Origin of the sequence: Haloarchaeobius marinus (genome assembly GCF_051207415.1) — an archaeon.
GTDB lineage: Archaea > Halobacteriota > Halobacteria > Halobacteriales > Natrialbaceae > Haloarchaeobius.
The window spans coordinates 856,218-877,209 of sequence record NZ_JBPKGD010000001.1 but is presented as its reverse complement, the minus strand read 5'-3'; the positions used below and the strand labels follow the sequence as shown (position 1 = coordinate 877,209).

At 68.4% G+C, this 20,992-nt stretch carries 19 protein-coding genes; 6 read left to right on the top strand and 13 right to left on the bottom strand.

Annotated elements, in window-relative coordinates; translation table 11 throughout:
- The 5 genes from ACSC1W_RS04505 to ACSC1W_RS04485 all read right to left on the bottom strand — a co-directional run bounded on the left by ACSC1W_RS04505 (position 1) and on the right by ACSC1W_RS04485 (position 3,909).
- The gene (locus ACSC1W_RS04505; protein ID WP_435345669.1) at positions 1–603 is read right to left on the bottom strand and encodes a DUF7344 domain-containing protein; all 603 of its coding nucleotides are present in this window, start codon (positions 601–603) and stop codon (positions 1–3) included.
- A 201-nt stretch (positions 604–804) separates the two neighbouring features.
- Positions 805–1,161 carry an AzlD domain-containing protein gene (locus tag ACSC1W_RS04500; RefSeq protein ID WP_435345668.1) on the bottom strand — a complete coding sequence of 119 codons (357 nt, stop codon included), beginning with the start codon at positions 1,159–1,161 and terminating at the stop codon, positions 805–807.
- Positions 1,158–1,880 carry an AzlC family ABC transporter permease gene (locus tag ACSC1W_RS04495; RefSeq protein WP_435345667.1) on the bottom strand — a complete coding sequence of 241 codons (723 nt, stop codon included), beginning with the start codon at positions 1,878–1,880 and terminating at the stop codon, positions 1,158–1,160. Before ACSC1W_RS04495 ends, ACSC1W_RS04500 begins: the two co-directional genes overlap by 4 nt.
- A gap of 138 nt (positions 1,881–2,018) precedes the next feature.
- Positions 2,019–2,597, bottom strand: coding sequence for a DNA-3-methyladenine glycosylase family protein (locus ACSC1W_RS04490; RefSeq protein ID WP_435345666.1), 579 nt, complete (start codon positions 2,595–2,597; stop codon positions 2,019–2,021).
- 160 nt (positions 2,598–2,757) lie between these two features.
- The gene (locus ACSC1W_RS04485) at positions 2,758–3,909 is read right to left on the bottom strand and encodes an acyl-CoA dehydrogenase family protein (protein WP_435345665.1); all 1,152 of its coding nucleotides are present in this window, start codon (positions 3,907–3,909) and stop codon (positions 2,758–2,760) included.
- A 116-nt stretch (positions 3,910–4,025) separates the two neighbouring features.
- Here ACSC1W_RS04485 and ACSC1W_RS04480 point away from each other — a divergent pair, with 116 nt between their 5' ends.
- A complete protein-coding gene (locus ACSC1W_RS04480) occupies positions 4,026–6,002 on the top strand; it encodes a 3-hydroxyacyl-CoA dehydrogenase/enoyl-CoA hydratase family protein (protein WP_435345664.1) in 1,977 nt (658 codons plus the stop codon).
- Positions 6,003–6,144: 142 nt separating this feature from the next.
- Positions 6,145–6,750 carry a response regulator transcription factor gene (locus ACSC1W_RS04475; RefSeq protein WP_435345663.1) on the top strand — a complete coding sequence of 202 codons (606 nt, stop codon included), beginning with the start codon at positions 6,145–6,147 and terminating at the stop codon, positions 6,748–6,750.
- Here ACSC1W_RS04475 and ACSC1W_RS04470 read toward each other — a convergent pair whose 3' ends face one another.
- The 5 genes from ACSC1W_RS04470 to ACSC1W_RS04450 form a co-directional block, all read right to left on the bottom strand.
- Positions 6,751–8,718 carry a PAS domain S-box protein gene (locus ACSC1W_RS04470; RefSeq protein WP_435345662.1) on the bottom strand — a complete coding sequence of 656 codons (1,968 nt, stop codon included), beginning with the start codon at positions 8,716–8,718 and terminating at the stop codon, positions 6,751–6,753. It abuts the gene before it with no gap.
- A gap of 159 nt (positions 8,719–8,877) precedes the next feature.
- Positions 8,878–9,270 (bottom strand): RidA family protein, encoded by a 393-nt coding sequence (locus ACSC1W_RS04465; RefSeq protein WP_435345661.1) that lies wholly within the window; start codon positions 9,268–9,270, stop codon positions 8,878–8,880.
- A 69-nt stretch (positions 9,271–9,339) separates the two neighbouring features.
- A complete protein-coding gene (locus ACSC1W_RS04460) occupies positions 9,340–10,488 on the bottom strand; it encodes an acyl-CoA dehydrogenase family protein (RefSeq protein WP_435345660.1) in 1,149 nt (382 codons plus the stop codon).
- 61 nt (positions 10,489–10,549) lie between these two features.
- A complete protein-coding gene (locus ACSC1W_RS04455) occupies positions 10,550–12,046 on the bottom strand; it encodes a hypothetical protein (protein ID WP_435345659.1) in 1,497 nt (498 codons plus the stop codon).
- A gap of 47 nt (positions 12,047–12,093) precedes the next feature.
- A complete protein-coding gene (locus tag ACSC1W_RS04450; RefSeq protein ID WP_435345658.1) occupies positions 12,094–13,587 on the bottom strand; it encodes a hypothetical protein in 1,494 nt (497 codons plus the stop codon).
- An 87-nt stretch (positions 13,588–13,674) separates the two neighbouring features.
- Between ACSC1W_RS04450 and ACSC1W_RS04445 the strand changes: the two genes are divergently transcribed.
- The gene (locus tag ACSC1W_RS04445) at positions 13,675–14,082 is read left to right on the top strand and encodes a DUF6199 family natural product biosynthesis protein (protein WP_435345657.1); all 408 of its coding nucleotides are present in this window, start codon (positions 13,675–13,677) and stop codon (positions 14,080–14,082) included.
- A gap of 33 nt (positions 14,083–14,115) precedes the next feature.
- Here ACSC1W_RS04445 and ACSC1W_RS04440 read toward each other — a convergent pair whose 3' ends face one another.
- Positions 14,116–15,777 carry a long-chain fatty acid--CoA ligase gene (locus tag ACSC1W_RS04440; protein WP_435345656.1) on the bottom strand — a complete coding sequence of 554 codons (1,662 nt, stop codon included), beginning with the start codon at positions 15,775–15,777 and terminating at the stop codon, positions 14,116–14,118.
- A 130-nt stretch (positions 15,778–15,907) separates the two neighbouring features.
- On the opposite strand from ACSC1W_RS04440, the gene ACSC1W_RS04435 reads away from it, so the two are divergent.
- The 3 genes from ACSC1W_RS04435 to ACSC1W_RS04425 all read left to right on the top strand — a co-directional run bounded on the left by ACSC1W_RS04435 (position 15,908) and on the right by ACSC1W_RS04425 (position 18,862).
- On the top strand, positions 15,908–16,873 hold the full coding sequence (locus ACSC1W_RS04435) for a zinc-ribbon domain-containing protein (protein ID WP_435345655.1): 966 nt from the start codon (positions 15,908–15,910) through the stop codon (positions 16,871–16,873).
- Between the two features lie 38 nt (positions 16,874–16,911).
- Positions 16,912–17,706, top strand: coding sequence for a creatininase family protein (locus tag ACSC1W_RS04430; protein WP_435345654.1), 795 nt, complete (start codon positions 16,912–16,914; stop codon positions 17,704–17,706).
- Between the two features lie 76 nt (positions 17,707–17,782).
- Complete coding sequence (locus tag ACSC1W_RS04425) at positions 17,783–18,862, top strand: aminopeptidase (protein ID WP_435345653.1); 1,080 nt, start codon at positions 17,783–17,785, stop codon at positions 18,860–18,862.
- A 114-nt stretch (positions 18,863–18,976) separates the two neighbouring features.
- Here ACSC1W_RS04425 and ACSC1W_RS04420 read toward each other — a convergent pair whose 3' ends face one another.
- Entirely contained in the window at positions 18,977–19,642 is a 666-nt protein-coding gene (locus tag ACSC1W_RS04420) for an O-methyltransferase (RefSeq protein ID WP_435345652.1), read from the bottom strand.
- A gap of 148 nt (positions 19,643–19,790) precedes the next feature.
- A complete protein-coding gene (gene solA / locus ACSC1W_RS04415; protein ID WP_435345651.1) occupies positions 19,791–20,933 on the bottom strand; it encodes an N-methyl-L-tryptophan oxidase in 1,143 nt (380 codons plus the stop codon).
- Positions 20,934–20,992 lie beyond the last annotated feature (59 nt).

The window sequence follows — 20,992 nt, the reverse complement described above, 5'->3', positions numbered from 1 at the left end:
TCAGTCGCCGTCTGGCGTCGTGTCGAGGAGGTCGTCCGGACCGGACCCGGTGACGTTCGCGTAGACCTGTGCGACTCCCGTCGCGGCGACAGCAGTCGTGAAGGCGGCGACCAGTCCGAGCGCGAGGTCGGGGCCGACGGGGACCACTCCCGTCCCGGCGAGCGTGGTCAGGGCGAGGCCGACGCCGCCGAGGCCGGCGTAGTACGCGCCCCAGCAACCGGCGTCGTCGTCCGCGGCGACGTCCAGGTAGACGTCGAGGCCGTCGACGCCGTCGCCCAGCGAGAGGTCGCCCTGCGACGAGTCGTAGTCGACGAGTCCGACGTCGTCGAGTTTCGGGAGGTGCGTCTGGTGCAACGCGATGTACACCCGCTTTCGTTCGCTCGAGGAGACGTCGTCGACGTCCTTGCCCGTCTCGCGCGCAGCGATGTGGCGTGCGACCTCGCCCTTCGTCGTCGCCTCGTCGTCCTGTTCGAGCAGGTAGCGAAGTGTCTCCCTGCGGCGGCGGTTCGAGAGGGCCTCGAAGAGTTCCCCTTTCGACGGCCCGGCGGCGTCGTCCTCGCTGCGGTGCTTCGGTACCGTGGTGGATTGTTTTTCTGTTCCCATGAATCCCCATTCCTCGACATGTGGGAATGACATTGCACCAAGTGGCACCCGTCACACTTAATAATGAGGCTTTATACGTACGGGTTCGTTCTTATAATCCTCCGACCACTCGCCCGTCGGGACTCGGGCGAACCGGAGTGCCAGTTCGCGTAGATAACGCGCCGGTGGCACGACTGCTTGTGGAGGCGCGGGCGGCGCCGGTCAGGCGACCATGCCGACGAGCCACAGCGTCGCCATCCCCACGGCGATGGTCGCGAGTACGTCCTCGGTCCGCCAGGCGACGACGGCAGCGACGCCCATCGCGATGACTTTCGCCGGGTCGGCCACGAGCGTTAGTGACGGGTCCAGCAGCGTTCCGGTCAGTTCCAGCGCGACGACCGCCGGCACGACCAGCGCCGTGAGTACCGCGGCCGGGACGAACGACAGGACGCGCTCGACCCGGTCGGGTACCGTGTCTACCCTGCCGAACAGCACGACGAACGACAGGCGAAACGCCAGCGTCGCCAGTCCGACCGCGAGGAAGACGGCCCAGAGCGTCGCGTCGTCGTACGACGTCATCGGTGGGCACCTCCGTCAGACTCGTCGGCCGACCAGTCCGTCCTCGCGTCGACGACGATGCCGACGACCAGGCCGAGCAGGGCCGCCGTCATCAACCCGAGGTCGAACGGGAGCGCCGCCGCCGGGATGGCCACGCCGCCGGCGACGACGGCGACGACGGTGCTCGCCCGGTCGTTCACGGCCGGAACCAGCAGGGCGAGGAACGTCAGGGGGACGGCGAACTCCAGCGACAGGCCCCCTGGCACGTTCGCCCCGACGACCACGCCGGTCATCGTCGTGAGTATCCAGACCACCCAGAGCGTCGTCGCGGCCCCGAGGTAGTACCAGCGCCTGCTCCGCTCGTCGGGGTCCGTCTGCTGGAACTCGGTGACCGCGACGGCGAACGACTGGTCGGTCATGAAGTACGAGCAGACCCACTTCCAGGGCGCGCTGAACGCACGGAAGTACGGCGCGATGGACGCGCTGTACATCAGGTAGCGCAGGTTGATGACGACGGCCGTCGCGACGGCCACGGCGACAGGTGTGTCCCTGCCGACGAGGTCGATGAGCGCCAGCTGTGACGCACCCGCGAACATGATGACGGACATACCCACCGCCTGTAGCCCGCTCATCCCCGCTTCGAGCGCGCTGACGCCCGTTACCAGTCCGAACGGGACGATTCCGAGCAGGAACGGCGAGACGTCGCGCGCACCCGCGACGACGTCGGACTTCAGGCTCACCAGTCCACCACCTCCCTCTCGTACCGGGGCGTTGGCATCGTCTTCGCCTCTCCGTCGAAGGTGAAAGGTGGTTCGCTCCCGGGCACCTTCGCCGTCAACGGCCCGCCGCCTCGGCGGTGACGGCGGCGACGCCGGGAGTCAACTCTCGTAGTGCCGCCAGACGTACAGCGTCCCGTACGACCGGTAGGGGCGCCACGGGTCCGCCACCTCGCGCATCTCGGCCCGCGTGTCGACGTCGTAGAGCGATTCGAGGCCCCGCCGGACGCCGAGGTCGCCGAGGGGGAGGACGTCCTCCCGGCCCAGCGTGAAGATGAGGTACATGTGCGCCGACCACTCCCCGATGCCCTTGATGCGGGTGAGTTCGTCGACCACCTCCTCGTCCGTGTGTGACGAGAGGCCGTCGCGGCCGAGGTCGCGCTCCTGGAACGCCTCGGCCGCGTTCCGGACGTACTCGACCTTGGTCGTCGACAGGCCGGCGTCCCGGAGCGCGTCGGTGTCTGCGGCCAGCACCGTCTCTGGCGTCACCGTCCCGTCGAGCAGGTCGAAGACCCGGTCGCGGATGGCCGCCGCCGAGGCCGTCGAGAGTTGCTGGTTGAGGATGGAGACGACGAGGCGTTCGAACTCGTTCGCCGCCGGTGTGAGGTCGACGTCGCCGTGCGTGTCCAGAAGGTCGGCCATGACGGGGTCGGCACGGAGCGTCGCCTGCCAGTCCGTCATCGGCGGGCCTCCACGAGGTCGGAGTCGGTCATGCCCGGCGCAAGGGGCCGGGAGAGATTAAATCCCGCGTCCGGCGAGACGCGGACTGCCTGCCGAACGGTCGGGGCGTCGGAGACGGTCGAGAACGAACGGAGATTAGACGGCCGGGGAGCGACGCGGTTCAGTAGCCCTTGCCGAGCAGTTCGCGGGCGACGATGTTCTTCTGGATCTCGGTCGTGCCCTCGTATATCTGGGTGATCTTCGCGTCGCGGTAGAACCGCTCGACGGGGAAGTCGTTGACGTAGCCGGCGCCGCCGTGAATCTGGACGGCCTCGTTGGCCACGTCGACGGCGACGCGGGACGCGTACTCCTTGGCCATCGAAGCGAGCTTCGTGATGTCCTCGCCCCGGTCGACGTTCCAGGCGGCCTTGTAGGTCAGCTGGCGCGCCGCCTCGGTGCGGGTGTGCATGTCGGCGAGTTTGTGCTGGATGGCCTGGAAGTCAGAGATGGGACGCCCGAACTGTTCGCGCTCCTTGGCGTAGTCGAGTGCGGCCTCGCTGGCACCCTTGGCGATGCCGACGCCCTGTGCGGCGACTGCGGTCCGGGTCTCGTCGAAGAACTGCATCTGCTGGAGGAAGCCAGCGTCCTGCGTCCCGATGAGGTTCTCCTCGGGCACGCGGACGTCGTCGAGGATGAGTTCGGCGGTGTCGGAGGCGCGGATGCCGAGTTTCCCGGTTATCTTCTCGGACTTGAAGCCGTCGCGGTCGGCCTCGACGACGATCTGGCTGAAGCCGTTGTACCGGCCCTCGGCCTCGGGGTTCGTCTGGCAGAGGACGACGTAGTAGTCGCCGACGGACCCGTTCGTGATCCACATCTTGTTGCCGTTGATGACCCACTCGTCGCCGTCCTTCTCGGCCTGCGTGGAGACGGAGGAGACGTCGGACCCGGTGTCGGGTTCGGAGATGGCCGCGCCCATGATTGCCTCGCCCTCGGCGACGGGTCGGAGGAAGCGCTCCTTCTGGTCCTCGGTCCCGAAGCCCATGATGGCGTCCGCGCCGAAGGCGGCGGAGGTGATGCAGAGGCCGATGCCGGGGTCGACCGCGAACAGCTCCTCGGTGATGAGTGCGGATTCGAGGTTGCTGTAACCGGCGCCGCCGTAGTCCATCGGGATGTGTGCGCCGAGGAGGCCCATCTCGGCGGCCTTGTCCATGACCTCGTGGGGGAACTTCTCCTCGACGTCGTACTCCTTCGCCACCGGTCGGATCTCGTTTTCCGCGAATCGGCGGATCTCCTCTTTGATCTGTTTCTGCTCGTCCGAGAGCGCGTAGTCCATGAAAAACTGTTAACGGATTCTAGGTTAAAAATCTATGTAACCCGCGATAAACCGAAGATGCGTTTCTAAGTTCGGATAGGGAAACCTTGAAACGGCTGCCAGTTGACGGACTGCACATGGAGCTGGACGATATCAACACCATCACAGTTCTCGGTGCGGGGAACATGGGACACGGCATCGCGGAGGTCGCAGCGATGGCTGGCTACGACGTCGTGCTGCGCGACATCAACGAGGAACTCGTACAGGAGGGCTACGACAACATCGAGTGGAGCCTGAACAAGCTCGCAGAGAACGACCAGATGACGCAGGAGCAGGCCGACGACGCCCTGGACAACGTGACCGCAGTCGTCGACCTCGAGGACGCCGTCGAGGACGCGGACTTCGTCGTCGAGGCCATCGTCGAACGGATGGACATCAAGAAGGACGTCTTCGGCGAGGTCGACGAGCACGCCCCCGACCACGCCGTCTTCGCGACGAACACGTCCAGCCTCTCCATCTCGGAGATCGCGACGGCCACCGACCGCGAGGACCAGTTCTGCGGGATGCACTTCTTCAACCCGCCGGTCCGGATGGACCTCGTCGAGGTCATCTCGGGTGCCGAGACGAGCGAGGAGACGATGGCCGTGACCGAGGCCCTGGCCGAGGCGATGGGCAAGACGCCGGTCCGCGTCCGCAAGGACGTGCCCGGGTTCATCGTCAACCGCATCCTCGTTCCCCTGATGAACGAGGCCGCGTGGCTGGTCCACGACGGGACGGCGACCATAGCGGAGGTCGACTCCACCACGAAGTTCGACATCGGCCTCCCGATGGGCAGTTTCGAACTCGCGGACTACGTCGGCATCGACGTCGGCGCGCACGTGCTCGACTACATGCACGACGAACTGGGCGACAAGTACGAACCGTGCCCGCTCCTCACCGAGAAGGTGGACGCCGAGGAACTCGGCCAGAAGACGGGCAAGGGCTTCTACGACTACGAGGACGGCGGCGCCGACATCCCGATGGACGAGCACAGCGACCTCGTAAAGGAGCGACTCCTCGCCTGCACCGCCAACGAGGTGGCGTACCTCGTCGGCGACGACGTCGCCTCGGCCGACGAGATAGACGAGGCCGTCAAACTCGGCGGTCGCTGGCCCAAGGGACCGGCCAAGATGGCCGACGAGTACGGCCTCGACGCGCTGTACGAGGCGCTCCAGTCCGCCCACGAGGAGACGGGGCACCCGCGCTACGAACCCGACGAGCACTTCGAGACGGTCGCCGAGCAGGGTGGCTTCTACGACGACGCCGGCGACGACGACGAGGGGGCCGTCGACTTCGACACGCTCGAGATAGACTATCCGGGCGACATGGTCGGCCACGTCGAACTGAACCGGCCCCAGCAGATGAACAGCATCTCGCTGGAACTCATCGAGGAACTCGACGCCGCCATCGACCTGTTCGAGGACGACGACGACGTGCGGGCCATCCTCCTGACCGGTGCGGGCGGGAAGGCGTTCTCCGCCGGTGCCGACTTCATGAGCATCGCGGGCGGGGGCGCCGACCCCTTCGACGCCGTCGAACTCTCGAAGTACGGTCAGGAGACGTTCGGCCGACTCGAAGAGATCGAGATGCCGGTCGTCGCCGCCATCGACGGCTACTGTCTCGGCGGCGGCATGGAACTCGCGACCTGCGCCGACGTGCGACTGGCGACGACGCGCTCCGAGTTCGGACAGCCCGAGTTCGACCTCGGTCTCCTCCCCGGGTGGGGCGGCACCCAGCGCCTCCAGCGCATCGTCGGGATGGGCCGCGCGAAGGAGATAATCTTCACCGCCGAGCGCTACCCCGCCGACGAGATGGCCGACTTCGGCTTCGTCAACGAGATCGTCGAACCGGACGAGTTCGAGGAGCGCGCCCAGGAGTACGCGGCCAAGCTCGCGGGCGGCCCGCCGCTCGCGATGCGCTACACGAAGCGCGCGATGCACAAGGGCTGGGACGACCACGACGCCGGCCTGGAGGTCGAGTCCCTGGGCTTCGGCCACGTCGTCAACTCCGAGGACGTCCACGAGGGCATCAACGCCTTCTTCGGCGACGACGAACCCGAGTTCGAAGGGAAGTAACGCCGGGCCCGTCCACACGGCGACCCGGTCGGCCGTTTTCGGTCTCCTCACCCGCCTAGCGCGTCGTTATCGACCGCAGATATCTTCAGCGAGAGTATAATTGGTCGCGACATTTAAGAACCGGAGTCACCATTGACCCAACGTGGCAGAAAACGACGGTCGAGGGGCAGGCAGCGGGTCCGGTGGCCTCGAAGTTCTCGTCGTCGACGACGAGTCCCGCCTGGCCGACCTGTTCGCCACGTGGCTCCGGGTGGAGTACGACGTGGAGGCGGCGTACGACGGCGAGTCGGCGCTGAACCTGATGGAGGAGTCCGTCGAGGTCGTGTTGCTCGACCGACGGATGCCCGGACTCTCGGGCGACGAGGTGCTCGAACGCATCCGGGAGGCCGGCTACGACTGCCGGGTCGTCATGGTGACGGCCGTCGACCCGGACTTCGACATCGTCGAGATGGGGTTCGACGACTACCTCGTCAAGCCCGTCTCCAAGGACGAACTGCTAGAGGGCGTCGAGAACGTCACGGGACGCTCGGACTACGAGACCGACATCCAGGAGTACTACGCCCTCGTCTCGAAGAAGTCGCTGCTCGAAGCCGAGAAGTCCGACCGCGAACTCGAGACCAGCGAGGAGTACGCCGACCTCTGTGACCGCGTGACAGAACTGCGCGACCGGGTCGACAGCGCCGTCTCGGAGATGCAGGACCACGGCGACTTCGTCGGGGCGTTCCAGGACCTCCCCAACAACGATTGACTAGGGCGACCGTACGTCCACGAACTCGAACCGTGCGCCGCCCGACCCACTCTCGGCGACCCGGGTCGTCCAGTCGTGCGCACTCGCCACTTCTCGCACGACCCAGAGCCCGATTCCCAGCCCCTCGTTCGACGTCGTGAACGCCGAGTCGAACGCGTTCTCACCGACCCCCGCCGGCATCCCCGGCCCGTCGTCGGCGACGTAGAACCCGACGGGGCAGGACGTATCCGCCTCGGCGACGTCGTAGACGAGTCCGACGTCGACCGTCACGTCGTCGCCACCGTGTTCGACGGCGTTGCGGAACAGGTTCTCGAACGCACGGAGCAGGCGCGACCGGTCGGCGTCGACGACCGCGGTCTCGGTCACCGACAGCGTCGCCGACCCGGTCTCGACGTTCGACCACGCCTCCCCGACGAGCGTCTCGAGGTCCGTCGCCTCCGTCTCGGTCACCGTCTGGCCGCGCCTGGCCAGTGCGAGCACGTCGGAGACGATGTCCTCCATGCGGTCCAGTCCGTCGGCGACGTGTTCGAGCGAGGCCGTCACGTCGTCCGACGCGTCGTCCATGGCGAGTTCGAGGTATCCCTGTGAAACCCCGAGCGGGTTCCTGAGGTCGTGACTGACGATGCTGGCGAAGGCGTCGAGGCGGTCGTTCTGTCGCCTGAGTTCCTGCTCGCGCCGTTTGCGCTCGGTGATGTCCCGGACGACGCCCACGGTCCCCCGGAACTGCTCGTCGTGGGGCAAGAGGGCAATCTGGACCTCGCCCGGGTACGTCCGACCGTCCTTCGTGCGGACCGTCACCTCCTGCGTCTCGCCCTCCGTCCGGGTTCCTCGCATCAATCGCTTGATGGTCCGCCGACCGCGGGCGACCGACTCGTCGTCGAGGACGATGGAGATGTGTTCGCCGAGCAGGCCCTCGCGACTGTATCCCGTCGTCGACAACAGCGCGTCGTTGACCGTCATGAAGTGCCCACCAGAGTCCAGTGCGTACATCCCGTCGCCGACCGTCTCGACCAGGCGTTCGTATCGGTCGAGGACACGTTCCTGCTGGTCGATGCGGCCACGGATGGCGATGGTCTCGAGGACGTGGGAGACGCTTCCGGCGATCTCCCGGAGCGCACGCAGTTCCCGCTCCGAGAACCCGGCATCGTCGCGGGAGTACACTCCGAGGACGCCGTACAGTTCCCTCTCGGAGTACAGCGGCGCGACCACGACGGCGGCGCAGTCGCGGTCGGTCGCCGCACCCCGCCAGGGTACCGCGGCGTCGTGGGACGCGATGTCGTCGACGACCTGTAGCTCCCTGGTCCGGAGTGCGCGTTCGACGACCGACGGTCGACCGGTGCTCCGGCCGACCGGGAACGTGACGTTGACCGGCCAGTCCCGGGTCGCACTCGCGGACACCCACGGGACGACCTGTCCCTCGTGGCGGTCGTACTCGCCGATCCAGGCGAAGGTGTACTGCCCCCCGAGGGTGAGTTGCTCGCAGACCGCGCGCTCGACGTCCATGGGCGAGGAGGCGTCCACGAGCGAGCGCCTGACGTCCCCGACCACGGCCTCCGGGCGGGTTCCCCCGCGCGGGCCCGCGCCGGTCGGAGTGTGGACGACCGAGTTGGCGACCCACCCGGCGAAGGCGTCGTCGGACCCGGGCGTCCCGACCCCGTCGAGGAAGTCGACGACCTCCATGACGGCGGTGCCGCTCCCGTCGTCGGCGCTGTACTCGGCGACGACGAGCAGTGGGAGTGCCGGGTGGCGCTCCCGCGTCGCCTGGAGGACCGCGGGCGCGTTCGCGACCGTCGTCGCGTCGCTGACGATGCACTCCAGGTCGCCGTCCGCGAGTCGGTCGACGGCATCGGTGAAGCCCGCGGCGGTGAGTACCTCGACCGTGAGGTCAGTCCCCTCCAGCGGCGCGGCGATTCGGCGTCGCAACTCGGCGTCGTCGCTGACGATGAGGACCCTGTTCGTCGCCGTCATTCTCGGTGTGACCCCTGTGCGTGGTGGGCGACCCCCACGGTTCTGGTGCTCACCCTGTTTCTGTGACACGATAAAGACGCTTGCGGTCGCCTGCATCCCGGTCCCACTCTCGTCGGCCGTCGTCCGGGGACGAGGGTCGGAGCGCGTTACGGGACCACGCTACTCGAGGGGCACCTCGGCCTCCACCTCGACCAGGAACGACTCCTGTGCGAGCTGGTCGACGCCGATGATGGTGAGGCAGGGGTACGGCTCCTCGTCGAACACCTCGTTCCACACGTCGAGGAACGACTCGACCCGGGTCGCGGGGTCGACGACGTAGCCGGTGACCTTCACGACGTCGGTCAGGTCACGGTCGACCTCCGAGAGCAGTATCTCGACGTTCTCGAACGCCCGTCTCGTCTGCGACTCGACGTCCTCGCCAGCCACCTCGAAGTCGGCGTCCCAGCCGACCTGTCCCGACGTGTACAGGACGCCGTTCACCACTCTCCCCTGACTGTATCCGATACCCGTCGAATCGACGAGGTCCTCGGACTCGATGACTCGGTCCTCCATGCCGTCCCTGTCGTGGCCGAACTGCAATGCGTTTTCCCCGGACACGCCGGACCGTGCGAGAACCGACGGTCAGGCCTGCCGGAAGACGAGGTTCCGCTGGAGGGCGTTCGCACCCTCGTAGATGACCGGGATTCGGACGTCGCGGTACACCCGCGAGATGCGCCGTTCGTCGAGGACGGACCGGCCCCCGTGGAGTTGCATCCCGGTCTCGGCGTTGTGCGTCGCCGTCTCCGTCGCCTTCGTCTTTGCCATCGCCGCCCAGTACCCGGGGTTGACGCCGTTCTCGACCTTCTCGCAGGCCCGCCACGTGAGCGCCCGGGCGGACTCGAACTCCGTCAGCATGTCCGCGACGTCGTGCTGGACGGCCTGGAAGTCGGCGATCGACCGGCCGAACTGCTCGCGGTCGTGGACGAAGTCCCACGTCTCCTCGATGGCGGCGGCGGCGAGGCCAAGTCCGTGGCCGGCGACGACGACGCGACCGTGGTTGAAGAAGTCGGCGAGCATCATGAAGCCGTTCCCCTCGTGTCCGATGCGGTTCTCGACGGGGATGCGCGCGCCGTCGAAGGTGACGTGGGCCTGCTTCGAGGCGCGAAAGCCGATCTTCTCGGGGATGTGCTCGGCCTCGTAGCCGTCGACGTCCGTCGGGACGATGAACAGCGAGTGGTTGCCGTACCGGTTGTCGTCGTCGTCACCGGTCCGGGCGTAGAGGGTTATCCAGTCCGCCTCGACGCCGTTGCCGATCCAGTACTTCTCGCCGTCGAGGACGTACTCGTCGCCGTCGCGTTCTGCTGTCGTCTCGATGCCGGCGAGGTCGCTCCCGGTCTCCGGTTCGGAGACGGCGAGTCCGGATATCTGGTCGCCCTCGGCGACCGGCCGGAGGTACTTCTCTTTCTGCTCGTCGCTCCCGTACTCGTAGGTCAACTCGCACCCGAAACTGGCCAACTGGAGCGTCAGGGCGATGCCTGCGTCGGCACGGTAGAACTCCTCGGTCATTGCGAGCACCTGGGGCAGGGAGAGTCCCCGCCCGCCCCACTCCTCGGGGATGTCCTGGGCGACCAGGTTCGCGTCCTGCCCGGCCTCGAGCACCTCCCACGGGTACTCGCCCGACTCGAAGTACCGCTCGGCGTCGGGTTCGATGTGTTCGGCGGCGAACTCGTGGGCTTCCTCCTTGATGCCTCGCGCCTCCGACGGCACGATGCTCTCGTCGAGCAGGTCCATGGACTCGCTTCGGCACGGACGACCAAATAGGGTTTGCCGGGGGCGTCGACTCCGGTAGGCGTCACCTGGCCCGGTTCGCGTCCGGGTCGTGCCGCTCGGCGACGTACGTCTCGCCCCGGAACGAGAACCGGTCCGAGTTGCGGACGGCGCGTTGTGCCCTCGAGACGACGGCGCTGCTCGTGGTGAGACGGGCCGCGTCCAGCGTCTCGTCGCCGTCGAGGTACGAGAGCGTGTTCCGGAGTCCGTCCGACGCGACGGCGCGTTCGAGGAGGAGTCTGCTGGCCGCGTCCACGTCGGTTCGTCGGACCTCCAGCGTCGCTTCCTCGCGCAGGTCCACCGCCTCGACCCGGGACGATTTGACGACGAGCGTGTCGTCGCGTCGCCCGGTGCCGACGACGTGGTCGGTCGGCGTCAGCTCCACGGCGGGGGCGTCCGCCACGTCGACGACGGCCGCTGTCGCGGCGCCCGATTCGAGGACGCCCCACTGGACCGCGTACCGACCGGGGCGCAGTGCCGGCACCCACTCGTCGCCCTCGTCCGTCCCCAGGCCGACGGTGACGGACGCCGCCTGGCCGGGATAGACGATCCGGGCGTAGTCCGAGATGGTGAATCCCCCCGCGAGGAGTTGCCACCAGCGCCCGTCTTCGAGTCGGAACAGCTGGACCCCACCCGTATTCACCGCGTCTCGCCCGAAGTTGTGCAGCGTACAGTCGAGGACGGTCGGCGCGTCGACCCGTTCGGCCCCGGGGACGAGGTAGGTCGACGCGTCGTTCGACCGCGCATCGTGGAACCAGCGTACCTCTCCACGCCGTTTGGGGGACGGGACGGACGCGCCGGCGAACCTGGATTCCGGTGGCGTTCGGTCGGTCCGGACCCAGACGGAGAGGACGAACGAGAAGTCGTACCGTTCGCTCGCGAACCGGTAGGCACCCGCCGGGAGACACGCCGCCGCGTCGGGCGGCGTCACCAGCACGAACTCCTGGCCGACGGTGTCGCCGGGGTCGAGCGACACGAAGCGACGCTCCGGCGGTTCGGTGCGGGCGCTGCGTCCCCGCCAGCAGTCGTCGGTCGGTGCGTCGGGGCGCACCTCGTCGAACGTCGGGTCGTCGCGGGGGACCAGCCAGAGTTCCGGTCCTTCCTCGTCGTCGCGTACGTCGCGACGGATTCCAGTCCGGGCGGGCCGGCCGACGAAGCCGTCGAACGGGACCGCACCGTCGAAGACGAAGCGTTCGGTCCAGTCCTGCGTGTTCGTCAGGCCGACCCAGAGACGGACCGGACTCGCCTCGTCGCCGCCGCGCGTGAACCCGACCGTGAACGACGGGTCGACGCCGGCGTTCGAGGGGAGCACGAGGACGTTCTTCGGCGTGCCGAGGGTGGCGACGGCACCGACCGCCGGGTCCGCCGGCGGTTGCGAGGGGTAGTTCGACGTATCGTCGCCCCACGACGCCGTCGTCTCGACGCCGAAGGTGGGACGTGACCGACCGTCGGCCAACTCGTTACAGCCAGCGAGGGAGGTGAGGACGCCAGTCAGGGCGGTGAGGGCTGTTCTGCGTCGCACGTCACGGGCGTCACGTCCGCGACGTATCTGTGTTCCGATGTGTCGAACTACGACGCACCCACGTCGACGCGGTAGCCGGTCCCGCCGAACGCGAACCGGACCGTCCCCTCGCCGTCGTCGACGCCGAGACGCGCCGCCGCCCGGAAGAAGCGTCGGACTCGCTCCCGGGACGTTCCGAGGGCGACCTCGTCGAGGTCGTCGTCATCGTGGAGGTACGAGAGGCTGTCACGGAGCACCTGGAACTGGAGGACCTGTTCCAGCAACAGCGTCGCGTCCGGGGCGTCGGCGAGGCGCTCGACGGACACGAACCACGGGTCCCGGGTCCCCGTGTCGACTTCGAGGGTGGCGCCGTCCCTGGCCGTCTCCGAGACCGCACTCGACGGCGACAGCGTCGGCGGGTTCCCGACGAGGTCAACCGCAGCGGCGAGGCTGACGACGCGCTGTCGCGTGGCACCGCGCCAGACCGACGCCCGCACCAGGGCGACCGCGTAGCGTCCCGGCCGGAGGCCGCCGACCGTGGTCGGTGGGTCGACGTCGAGGCGGGGGCTGTTCCACAACCGGAGCGCCACGGTGCCGGTCTCCCCGGGCCTGACTGTCTCGACGCCGGGGTCGGCGTCGTCGAACGGGGCGACGAGTCGCCACCCGTCGGCGTGCTGGCGGTAGAGTCGCCACTCCCTGCGCAGGTCGACCGGCCCGTGGCCGTAGTTGTACAGGGTGAGTCTGAAGTCGCCGCCGTTCAGTCCGACCTGCTCGTCGTTCGGGCCGGCGTACACGGCGGGGTCGTCGCCGGCCAGCTCGTGGTACCACGACGTCCCCTCGGACCCCGGGAACGAGAGCTGGGGCAGGTCGTCCGGGGCGAACTGCGACGAGAGCTGGTCCCGGCCGGCCTCGGTGAACACCGACAGGCCCACCGACCAGTCGCCGTCCCCGGCGACCACGTACTGCCCCACCGGGAGGCAGACGCCCGCACCCCGCATCGTCGCCAGCGCGTACGGCCGGCCGACCATCTCGCCCGGTGGCACCGTCACGGTCCGGGTGGTCTCCGGTTCCTCGACGACGCCGCGGTCCCGGGTCTTCCAGCACGAGTTCCACAGGCGAAGCCCCGCCGTCGTCTCGTCCATCTCGACGGGGACGAGGTAGAGGGGCTGGTCCCCGTCCTCCGGACGTAACCGGTAGGTCGACACCGGCGGGGTTCCCCCGAGGTCGAGCGTCGTCTCGGTGTCGGACCGGTTCTCGACGCCGACCCAGAGCAAGAACGGACGCTCCCGCGTCGCGCCGCCGAGGAAGCCGGTTCGGACGGCCAGGCCGTCGGGGACGTTCCGGGGCCGGAGCGAGACGAGCGTCCGCGTCGGGCCGACCCGCGTGCGTGCGGCGGGCGTCGGGTCCCCGGTCGGGTCGGCGATGGCCGTCCGCGTCGGCGTCGGCGGTTCGGTCTCGACCCCGAGGGGCGGTCGCGTCGTCCGGTCGGGACTCCCGCCGATGGCGTTACAGCCGGCGAGTCCGACCGCGGAGAGCGTAGAGATCAGGGCACGGCGGCGCATGTCGGGGCGGTACGAGGTCGAGATTGAAGTGTGTTGACCCCGGCTTCACAACTACTACGTGGCTGTGTCGATTCGTGGCGAACGGCCATGCACGCACCGCAGTTCATCTACGTGGGCCTCGTCTGGGTCGGACTCGGCTACCTGTTCATGCGACGACCCGAGTCGATGTACGTCGTGCGGAACTTCGCCGACTTCGCCCTCGCCGAGGAGGAACCCGAGTTGAGCGACTCCGGGGTCGCGCTCTACCAGGCCATCGGGTTCGCCTTCGCGAGTGCCGGGGTGACGATGCTCGTCTACGCGCTCGGCGTCCACACGGTCGGCGTCCGGCGACTCGCGGCCGCTGGCGTCGCCGGCATCGTCGTCGCGGTCACGCTCGTCCGCAGCGACGTCGGGACGGTCCTCCCGGGCGGCCGCGCCGTCGCAGAATACGTCGCAATCGGGTGTGGCATCGTCGCCCTCGGGACGATCGGGGCGGTCCTCGTCGTTCTCGTCTAGTCGAATCGAAGGCGCGACGCCCCGCCGAGGGCGTCAGTCGTCGTCCGGTGCGGCCTCCTCGGGTGCCTTCCCCTCGACGAGGTCGCTCTCGTCGCCGTACCGTTCGCGCAGGACCTTCTTGTCGAACTTGCCGGTCGCCGTCTTGGGGACGGCGTCGATGTACACCACGTCGTCGGGGACCCACCACTTCGGGTAGTCGGACCGGACGGAATCCAGCAGTTCGTCCTGCAGGCCGTCCGTGTCGACCCCCTCCACCGGGACGACGAACGCGACCGGACGCTCCTGCCAGCGCTCGTGGGGGATGCCGATGACCGTCGCCTCCGCCACGTCGTCGTGGGCCATCAGCGCGTTCTCCAGTTCGAGGCTGGATATCCACTCGCCGCCGGACTTGATGACGTCCTTCGCCCGGTCGACGATCTGGACGTAGCCGTCGTCGTCGACGGTGACCACGTCGCCGGTCTTCAGCCACTCGCCCTCGAAGTCGGCCTCGTTGGCGTCGGGACGCTCGAAGTACTCCGTCGTGACCCACGGCCCGCGAACCCAGAGTTCGCCGAAGTCCTCGCCGTTCCAGGGGACCTCCTCGCCGTCGTCGTCCACGACCTTCATCTCCAGGCCGGGGACGAGCAGTCCCTGCTTGGCCTGCTTCGCGTACTTCTGGTCGGCATCCCAGTCCTCCATCCCGGGCTTGAGGTGGGCGACGGTCCCGATGGGCGACATCTCGGTCATGCCCCACGCGTGGACCACCTCCACGTCGTACTCCCTGTCGAACGTCTCGATGACGGCCTCCGGGGCGGCGGACCCGCCGATGATGATGCGTTCGAGCGAGGAGAGGTCGACCTCGTTGTCGCGGGCGTACTCCAGTATCCCGAGCCAGACCGTCGGAACGCCGGCCGTCAGGGTGACCTCCTCCTCCTCGATGAGGTGGACGAGGTCTGCCGGTTCCGGCGAGGGTCCCGGGTAGACGTGCTTCGCACCGGCGGCCGTCGTCGAGAACGGCAGCCCCCACGCGTTGACGTGGAACATCGGAACGACGGGCATGACGACCTCGTCGGCCCCGATGCCGATGCCGGATTCGGGGAGCGTCGCCATCGTGTGCGCCCAGAGCATGCTCTGGGTGTACTCGACGCCCTTCGGCTTCCCCGTCGTCCCGGACGTGTAGCACATCCCGGCCGGCGCGTCGCTCGATAGCTCCGGCCAGTCGTACGCCGTGTCCTGCTCGCCGATGAACGTCTCGTAGTCGACGACGGGGTCGAGCGAGGTGTCGGGTACCTCGCTCCCCATGACGACGAACTGGGAGACGCCGTCGAAGGAATCGGACTCCGCCGGCCCCTCCAGTTTCGGCGCGAGCGACGGGTCGACGAACAGCACCTCGTCGTCGGCGTTCTCGACGATGTACTCGATGTGGTGGTCGGGGAGCAGTGGGTTGATGGTGTGTAACTGCGCCCCAGAGTTCGGCACGCCGAAGTACGTCTCGAAGTGACGGTGGTGGTTCCAGCAGAAGGTCCCCACCCGGTCCCCCGACTCGACCCCGGCCGATTCCAGGGCGTTCGCCAACTGGGCGACCCGGTCGGCGTACGCCTCGTAGTCGTACCTGACGATACCCTCGTGGGTGCGCGAGACGACCTCGCGGTCGGGAAACATCTTCTCGGCGCGCCACAGGAACGGTCGCAACGTCTGGTCTGTTGCACCTGGCATACGGCCCCTTTCGGACGGGTGGATAATGATGTTTGCTAACACCACGCTCTGTTCCCCTATCAGGTCGCATCACGGACCGGTTCGAGGCACGAAGCTATTTGCCCCCCTGGGTCGAACGTGTCAGAACTGAATGAGTACAGACGGTGGGTCCGACGCCGCTGCCTGTCCGTCGTGTGGGGCAGCGGTGGGGGACGAGGACCGCTTCTGCGCGGTCTGTGGTGCGGCCCTCAGGGAGGGCGGCGGCGACGACGGCGGCGACCCGGGCCGGGAGGCAGGGGACCGTTCGGCCGACGCGGACGCCGACCTCGAGTCGTGGCAGAAACGGTGTCCGGAGTGCGGGGCGGTGCTCGTCACCCAGGCCGTCCGGTGTACCGACTGCGGGACGCCCCAACCGGACGCCGCGACGGACGATGGACGGGCCGCGACGGGACTCGGTTCCCACGACGGCCCCGGGGACCGTGCCGGTGGCCCGGGACGGTGGGACGACAGCCACGGGTGGTCGCCGGGGGCTCGGCCGCCTCGCGACGGCGAACCGCCGTCCGACGGCCGACGCCGCCGGACCACCCACGCCGGCGGTGGCGAGGTGCAGTACGAACGCGACCCGACCCGAAGCCGTGGCGAGGACGGCAGCACTGGCCCCGGACGCGTGCCGGGCGATACCGACGCCCGACCGCATCAAGACGCCGGTCGGGACCCGGAGAAGCGCCTGCGAGCGCGCCAGCGCTCGCGTCGCGCGACGGGGTCCGGGTCGGACCCGTTCGAGCCAGCACCCCCGAGCGACCGCTGGTGGGTGGGCGTGTTGCTCCCCGCACTGCTGACGCTGGTTGGGAGCGCTCTCGCGGTGTGGACGGACCCCATGGCCGTCGCGACGGGGTCGATACCGTGGGTCGGCGACGCGTACGGCCTGCTCGAACTCGCCATCGTGCTGACCCCGACGCTCTCGCCGTTCGCCCTCTACTTCGACCGGCGCTACGTCGGTCACGAGACGGGCACGCGGCCGTCGGCCGCGTACCTCCTGGTCGCGGTGCCGTACCTGAACGTCGTCGTCGCGGGACTCTACCTCTGGTCGCGCCAGCGACGACTCGCCGCGCCGTAGGGCACAAGCGCTTTCCCGGCGTCGGCCGACACGACGGTATGTACCTCGCCGACCAGACCTGGCCGGACCTCGGACCGTACGTCGCAGAGGAGTCGCTCGCCGTCGTCCCTCTCGGGTCGACCGAACAGCACGGCCCACACCTCCCCCTCAGCACGGACCACACGATTGCCGAAGGACTCGCACGGACCGCCGCCGAACGGACGGGCTACCTCTGTACGCCGACCATCGACATCGGCGTCAGCGTCCACCACAAGCAGTTCCACGGCACGATGTGGACCGACCCGCCCGCGTTCCGCGACTACGTCGAGAGCATCTCGCGGAACCTCACCTACCACGGCATCGACCGCATCGTCTACGTCAACGCCCACGGGGGGAACATGCAACACCTCCGCGAGGTCGGCCGACGCCTCCGTGCCGACCGCGAGGCCTTCGCCGTCGAGTGGATGTGGGACGAGTCCATCCCGGACCTCGTCGACGACCTGTTCGAGCACAACGGCCCCCACGGCGGCCCGAAGGAGACCGCGATGATGCTCTACCTGGACCCGGAGCACGTCCGCGAGGACCGCCTCGAGGACGCCCGGGACGGCGGTTGCGTCCACCTCGAAGACGGTACCCCGACCGTCCACGGCGCACGGAACTTCTACGACTCCATCGACAACTCCGAGAACGGGGTCTTCGGCGACCAGACCGACGCGACGGCCGAGAAGGGCGAGCAGTTGTTCGAGGCCGCGACCGACCAGCTGGTGCAGCTACTGGAGTGGATCGACGACAGACCGTTCGACGACCTGATGGCGAAACCCCACGTCGACCCGCAACCCGGGAGTCGGCGGTAGCCCGTCGGTCGTCGCCCGAAGACGGCGGCGGGGTGTTTCGAAACGAATATCAACGTGTTGTCCTGATACTCGGGTCATGGACGAACGCGTACGTCGACACGCGGAGATTCTCGTCGAGGACTGCACCGACATCGAACCGGGAGACAACGTCATCGTCTCGGGGCCGGCCGACGCCGAGGACCTGCTCGTCGCCATCGCGGAACTGCTCGGTGAACGGGGTGCTCATCCATCGACGCGCATCCGTGCCCCCCGCGTCCAGAGCGCGTACATGCTCGCGTCCGACCCCGACGGCTTCGATACGCCCGAACACATCCTGGCGATGGCCGAGGAGACGGACGCGTTCATCTCCATCCGCGGGTCCGAGAACATGTACGAGTCGAGCGACGTGCCGCCGGAGAAGAACCAGGCACGGAGCCAGCACATGAAGCCCGTCCAGGAGGCGTACATGGACTCGAAGTGGGTCGTCACGCAGTACCCGTCGCAGGGCGACGCACAGAAGGCCGAGATGTCGACGCCGGCGTACGAGGACTTCGTCTGGGGTGCCATCAACAAGGACTGGGACGAGCAGGGCGAGTTCCAGGAGCAGATGGTCGAGATACTCGACGGCGCCGACGAGGTCCACATCGTCTCCGGCGAGACCACCGACGTCACGATGTCGGTGAAGGGGAACGTCACCATCAACGACACCGCCGAGCACAACATGCCCGGTGGCGAGGTGTTCACCGCACCGGTCCCCGACTCGGTCGAGGGCGAGGTGCTGTTCGACAAGCCGCTGATGGCGCAGGGACGCGAGGTCACCGGCGTCCACCTCGTCTTCGAGGGCGGTGCGGTCGTCGAACACAGCGCCGAGAAGAACGAGGAGGTCCTGACCGCGGTCCTCGATACCGACGAGGGCGCGCGTCGTCTGGGCGAACTGGGAATCGGGATGAACCGCGACATCGACCAGTTCACGTACAACATGCTGTTCGACGAGAAGATGGGCGACACCGTCCACATGGCGCTGGGCCGCGCCTACGACGAGACCGTCGGCGAGGACAACGAGCAGAACGAGTCGGTCGTCCACCAGGACATGATCGTCGACATGAGCGAGGATTCGTACATCGAGGTCGACGGCGAGGTCGTCCAGCGCGACGGGACGTTCCGGTTCGAGGAGTAGGGAGGTTCCGAGCGAAGCGAGGAACCTCCAGTGTGCGAGCGGGGAGCGAAGCGGCCCTCTCACTGGAACGGCGAACGAAGTGAGCCGTGCCGTGGAGACGGGGTCGGCCCGTCGCTACCCGTCCCGATAGCTGACCGAGATTCCCTCGCCGACGGGCAGGACGACCGTCTCGAAGTCGGGGTCGGACCGGACCGCGTCGAGGTAGTCCGCGATGCCCTGCGTGTTCTCGTTCACCTCGCCCGGGTCGTCGCCCTCGACGATGGCGAGCAGTTTCTCGAACTCGATGGGGCCGGCGGTCATCGCGTTGTCCGCCACCACGACGCCGCCGGGGGCGACCTTCTCGCGGACCGCCTGGAACGCCTCCCGGTAGCGGTGCTTCTGGTGGTCGACGAGGACGCAGTCGAACGGGCCCTCGTAGTGCTCGATGGCGTCGAGGGCGTCCCCGTGTTCGTACCGGGCGACGTCGTCGAACCCACCGCGGGCGAGGAAGTCCCGGGCCAGGTCGAGTTCGTCGGCGTCGAACTCGGTGAGCACGATCTCGCCGTCCTCGGGGAGCGCCTGTGCCCACCAGTAGGCCGAGTAGCCGAAGCCGGAGCCGAACTCGAAGATACGTTCGGCGTCGACCATGCGAGCGAGCAGTCGCAGGAGGCCGCCGACCTCCGGACCCACGTGGGGGAACCCGTGCGTGCGTGCGTACTCGTCCATCTCGACGGCGAGGTCGTCCGCCTCGGGTGCCGTCGCGCTCACGAACCGGGCCGTCTGCTCGGGGAGCAGGTCCATACTCGGGGTCCGTCCGACTCACACGTAAGCGTTTCCGGGGAGTGCGCGAGTCGCTGGAGCGGAGTCCGGACCCATCCCATCGAAGGGGGTCGAACGCCCGACCGCTCCCGGCGGGGCGAACGAGGACGGTGGCGGCGTCGACGTCGACTCAGGCGTCCCGAACCGCTGGCCGGTCGACCGCGAACCCGTCGATGGGCAGGTCGGACTCGCCGTCGAGTGCCAGGTCGGCGAGTGCCTCGCCGACGGCGCTGGCGAACTTGAAGCCGTGGCCGGAGAACCCGGCCGCGACGACGACGTTCTCGTGCCCGGGGAGCGTGTCGACGACGAAGTCCATGTCCGGCGAGTTCGTGAACAGACAGGTCGAGAGTCCCATCGTCGGGCCGTCGGCGGCGGGGAAGTGGTCGGTCAGGACCGACCGGAGTTCCTGCTCGTCGCGACGGGTGGGGGCGGCCACGTCGTCGGGGTCGACGGACTCGTGGAGGTGGTGGTAGACGCCGACCTTCACGCCGGGGCGGTCGTACCGCGGGAAGCCGTAGTACTCGGTTCCCTCGTCCGTCTCGGTCACGAACACGGGGAACCGCTCCGGCGTGAAGTCGGTCGGGTCGGGCGGCTGGAACCAGCCGAGCACCTGCCGTTCCGGGACGACGGTGCCCGCGAGGTCGGGCAGCAGGTGGGCGGTCCACGCGCCCGCCGCGAGGACGAGACTGTCTGCGGCGTACGAACCGCGGTCGGTCTCGACGACGACGCCCGACTCGTCGGCCGACCAGTCGGTGACGGTCTCTCGCGCGTGAACCGTGCCACCCTCGTCCTGGGCGCGCTCGACGTGGGCGACGACGGCCCGTTCGCAGTCGAGGAAGCCACCCTCCGGCTGGTAGAGCGCGTCGTAGCCGTCGGGAATCTCGTAGCCCGGGAACCGGCCGTTCAGTTCGGCCGCGGTCAGGTCCTCGTAGTCGAGGCCGTGGGTCTCACAGGCCTCCCGCGCGCCGGCGACGAGGTCGCCGTCCTGCGGGCCGGCACAGACCGACCCGGTGACGTGCAGCAGGTCCCGGCCGGAGTGGGCCTCGAGGTCGCGCCAGTTCTCGTACGCGCGCTCGACCAGCGGGACGTAGTCGGGGTGTTCGTGGTACGCCTTCCGGATGATGCGCGTCGACCCGTGAGAGGAGCCGTTGGCGTGTGGTACGTCGAACCGTTCGACGCCGAGGACGTCGACGTCGCGGGCGGCGAGGTGTGCGCAGGCCGCACTGCCCATGCCGCCGACGCCGACGACGACCACGTCGTACTCGTCCGTCATGGTCGAAGCTGTCGGCGTGCAGGCTTCAATTCGTCGCCCATCGCCCGGGACGGTCCCGC

Coding starts and splice junctions, on each gene's coding strand:
- ACSC1W_RS04505 (WP_435345669.1), bottom strand. CDS start 603: ATGGGAACAGAAAAACAATCCACCACGGTACCGAAGCACCGCAGCGAG.
- ACSC1W_RS04500 (WP_435345668.1), bottom strand. CDS start 1,161: ATGACGTCGTACGACGACGCGACGCTCTGGGCCGTCTTCCTCGCGGTC.
- ACSC1W_RS04490 (WP_435345666.1), bottom strand. CDS start 2,597: ATGACGGACTGGCAGGCGACGCTCCGTGCCGACCCCGTCATGGCCGAC.
- ACSC1W_RS04485 (WP_435345665.1), bottom strand. CDS start 3,909: ATGGACTACGCGCTCTCGGACGAGCAGAAACAGATCAAAGAGGAGATC.
- ACSC1W_RS04480 (WP_435345664.1), top strand. CDS start 4,026: ATGGAGCTGGACGATATCAACACCATCACAGTTCTCGGTGCGGGGAAC.
- ACSC1W_RS04470 (WP_435345662.1), bottom strand. CDS start 8,718: ATGACGGCGACGAACAGGGTCCTCATCGTCAGCGACGACGCCGAGTTG.
- ACSC1W_RS04465 (WP_435345661.1), bottom strand. CDS start 9,270: ATGGAGGACCGAGTCATCGAGTCCGAGGACCTCGTCGATTCGACGGGT.
- ACSC1W_RS04460 (WP_435345660.1), bottom strand. CDS start 10,488: ATGGACCTGCTCGACGAGAGCATCGTGCCGTCGGAGGCGCGAGGCATC.
- ACSC1W_RS04450 (WP_435345658.1), bottom strand. CDS start 13,587: ATGCGCCGCCGTGCCCTGATCTCTACGCTCTCCGCGGTCGGACTCGCC.
- ACSC1W_RS04445 (WP_435345657.1), top strand. CDS start 13,675: ATGCACGCACCGCAGTTCATCTACGTGGGCCTCGTCTGGGTCGGACTC.
- ACSC1W_RS04440 (WP_435345656.1), bottom strand. CDS start 15,777: ATGCCAGGTGCAACAGACCAGACGTTGCGACCGTTCCTGTGGCGCGCC.
- ACSC1W_RS04435 (WP_435345655.1), top strand. CDS start 15,908: ATGAGTACAGACGGTGGGTCCGACGCCGCTGCCTGTCCGTCGTGTGGG.
- ACSC1W_RS04430 (WP_435345654.1), top strand. CDS start 16,912: ATGTACCTCGCCGACCAGACCTGGCCGGACCTCGGACCGTACGTCGCA.
- ACSC1W_RS04425 (WP_435345653.1), top strand. CDS start 17,783: ATGGACGAACGCGTACGTCGACACGCGGAGATTCTCGTCGAGGACTGC.
- ACSC1W_RS04420 (WP_435345652.1), bottom strand. CDS start 19,642: ATGGACCTGCTCCCCGAGCAGACGGCCCGGTTCGTGAGCGCGACGGCA.
- solA (WP_435345651.1), bottom strand. CDS start 20,933: ATGACGGACGAGTACGACGTGGTCGTCGTCGGCGTCGGCGGCATGGGC.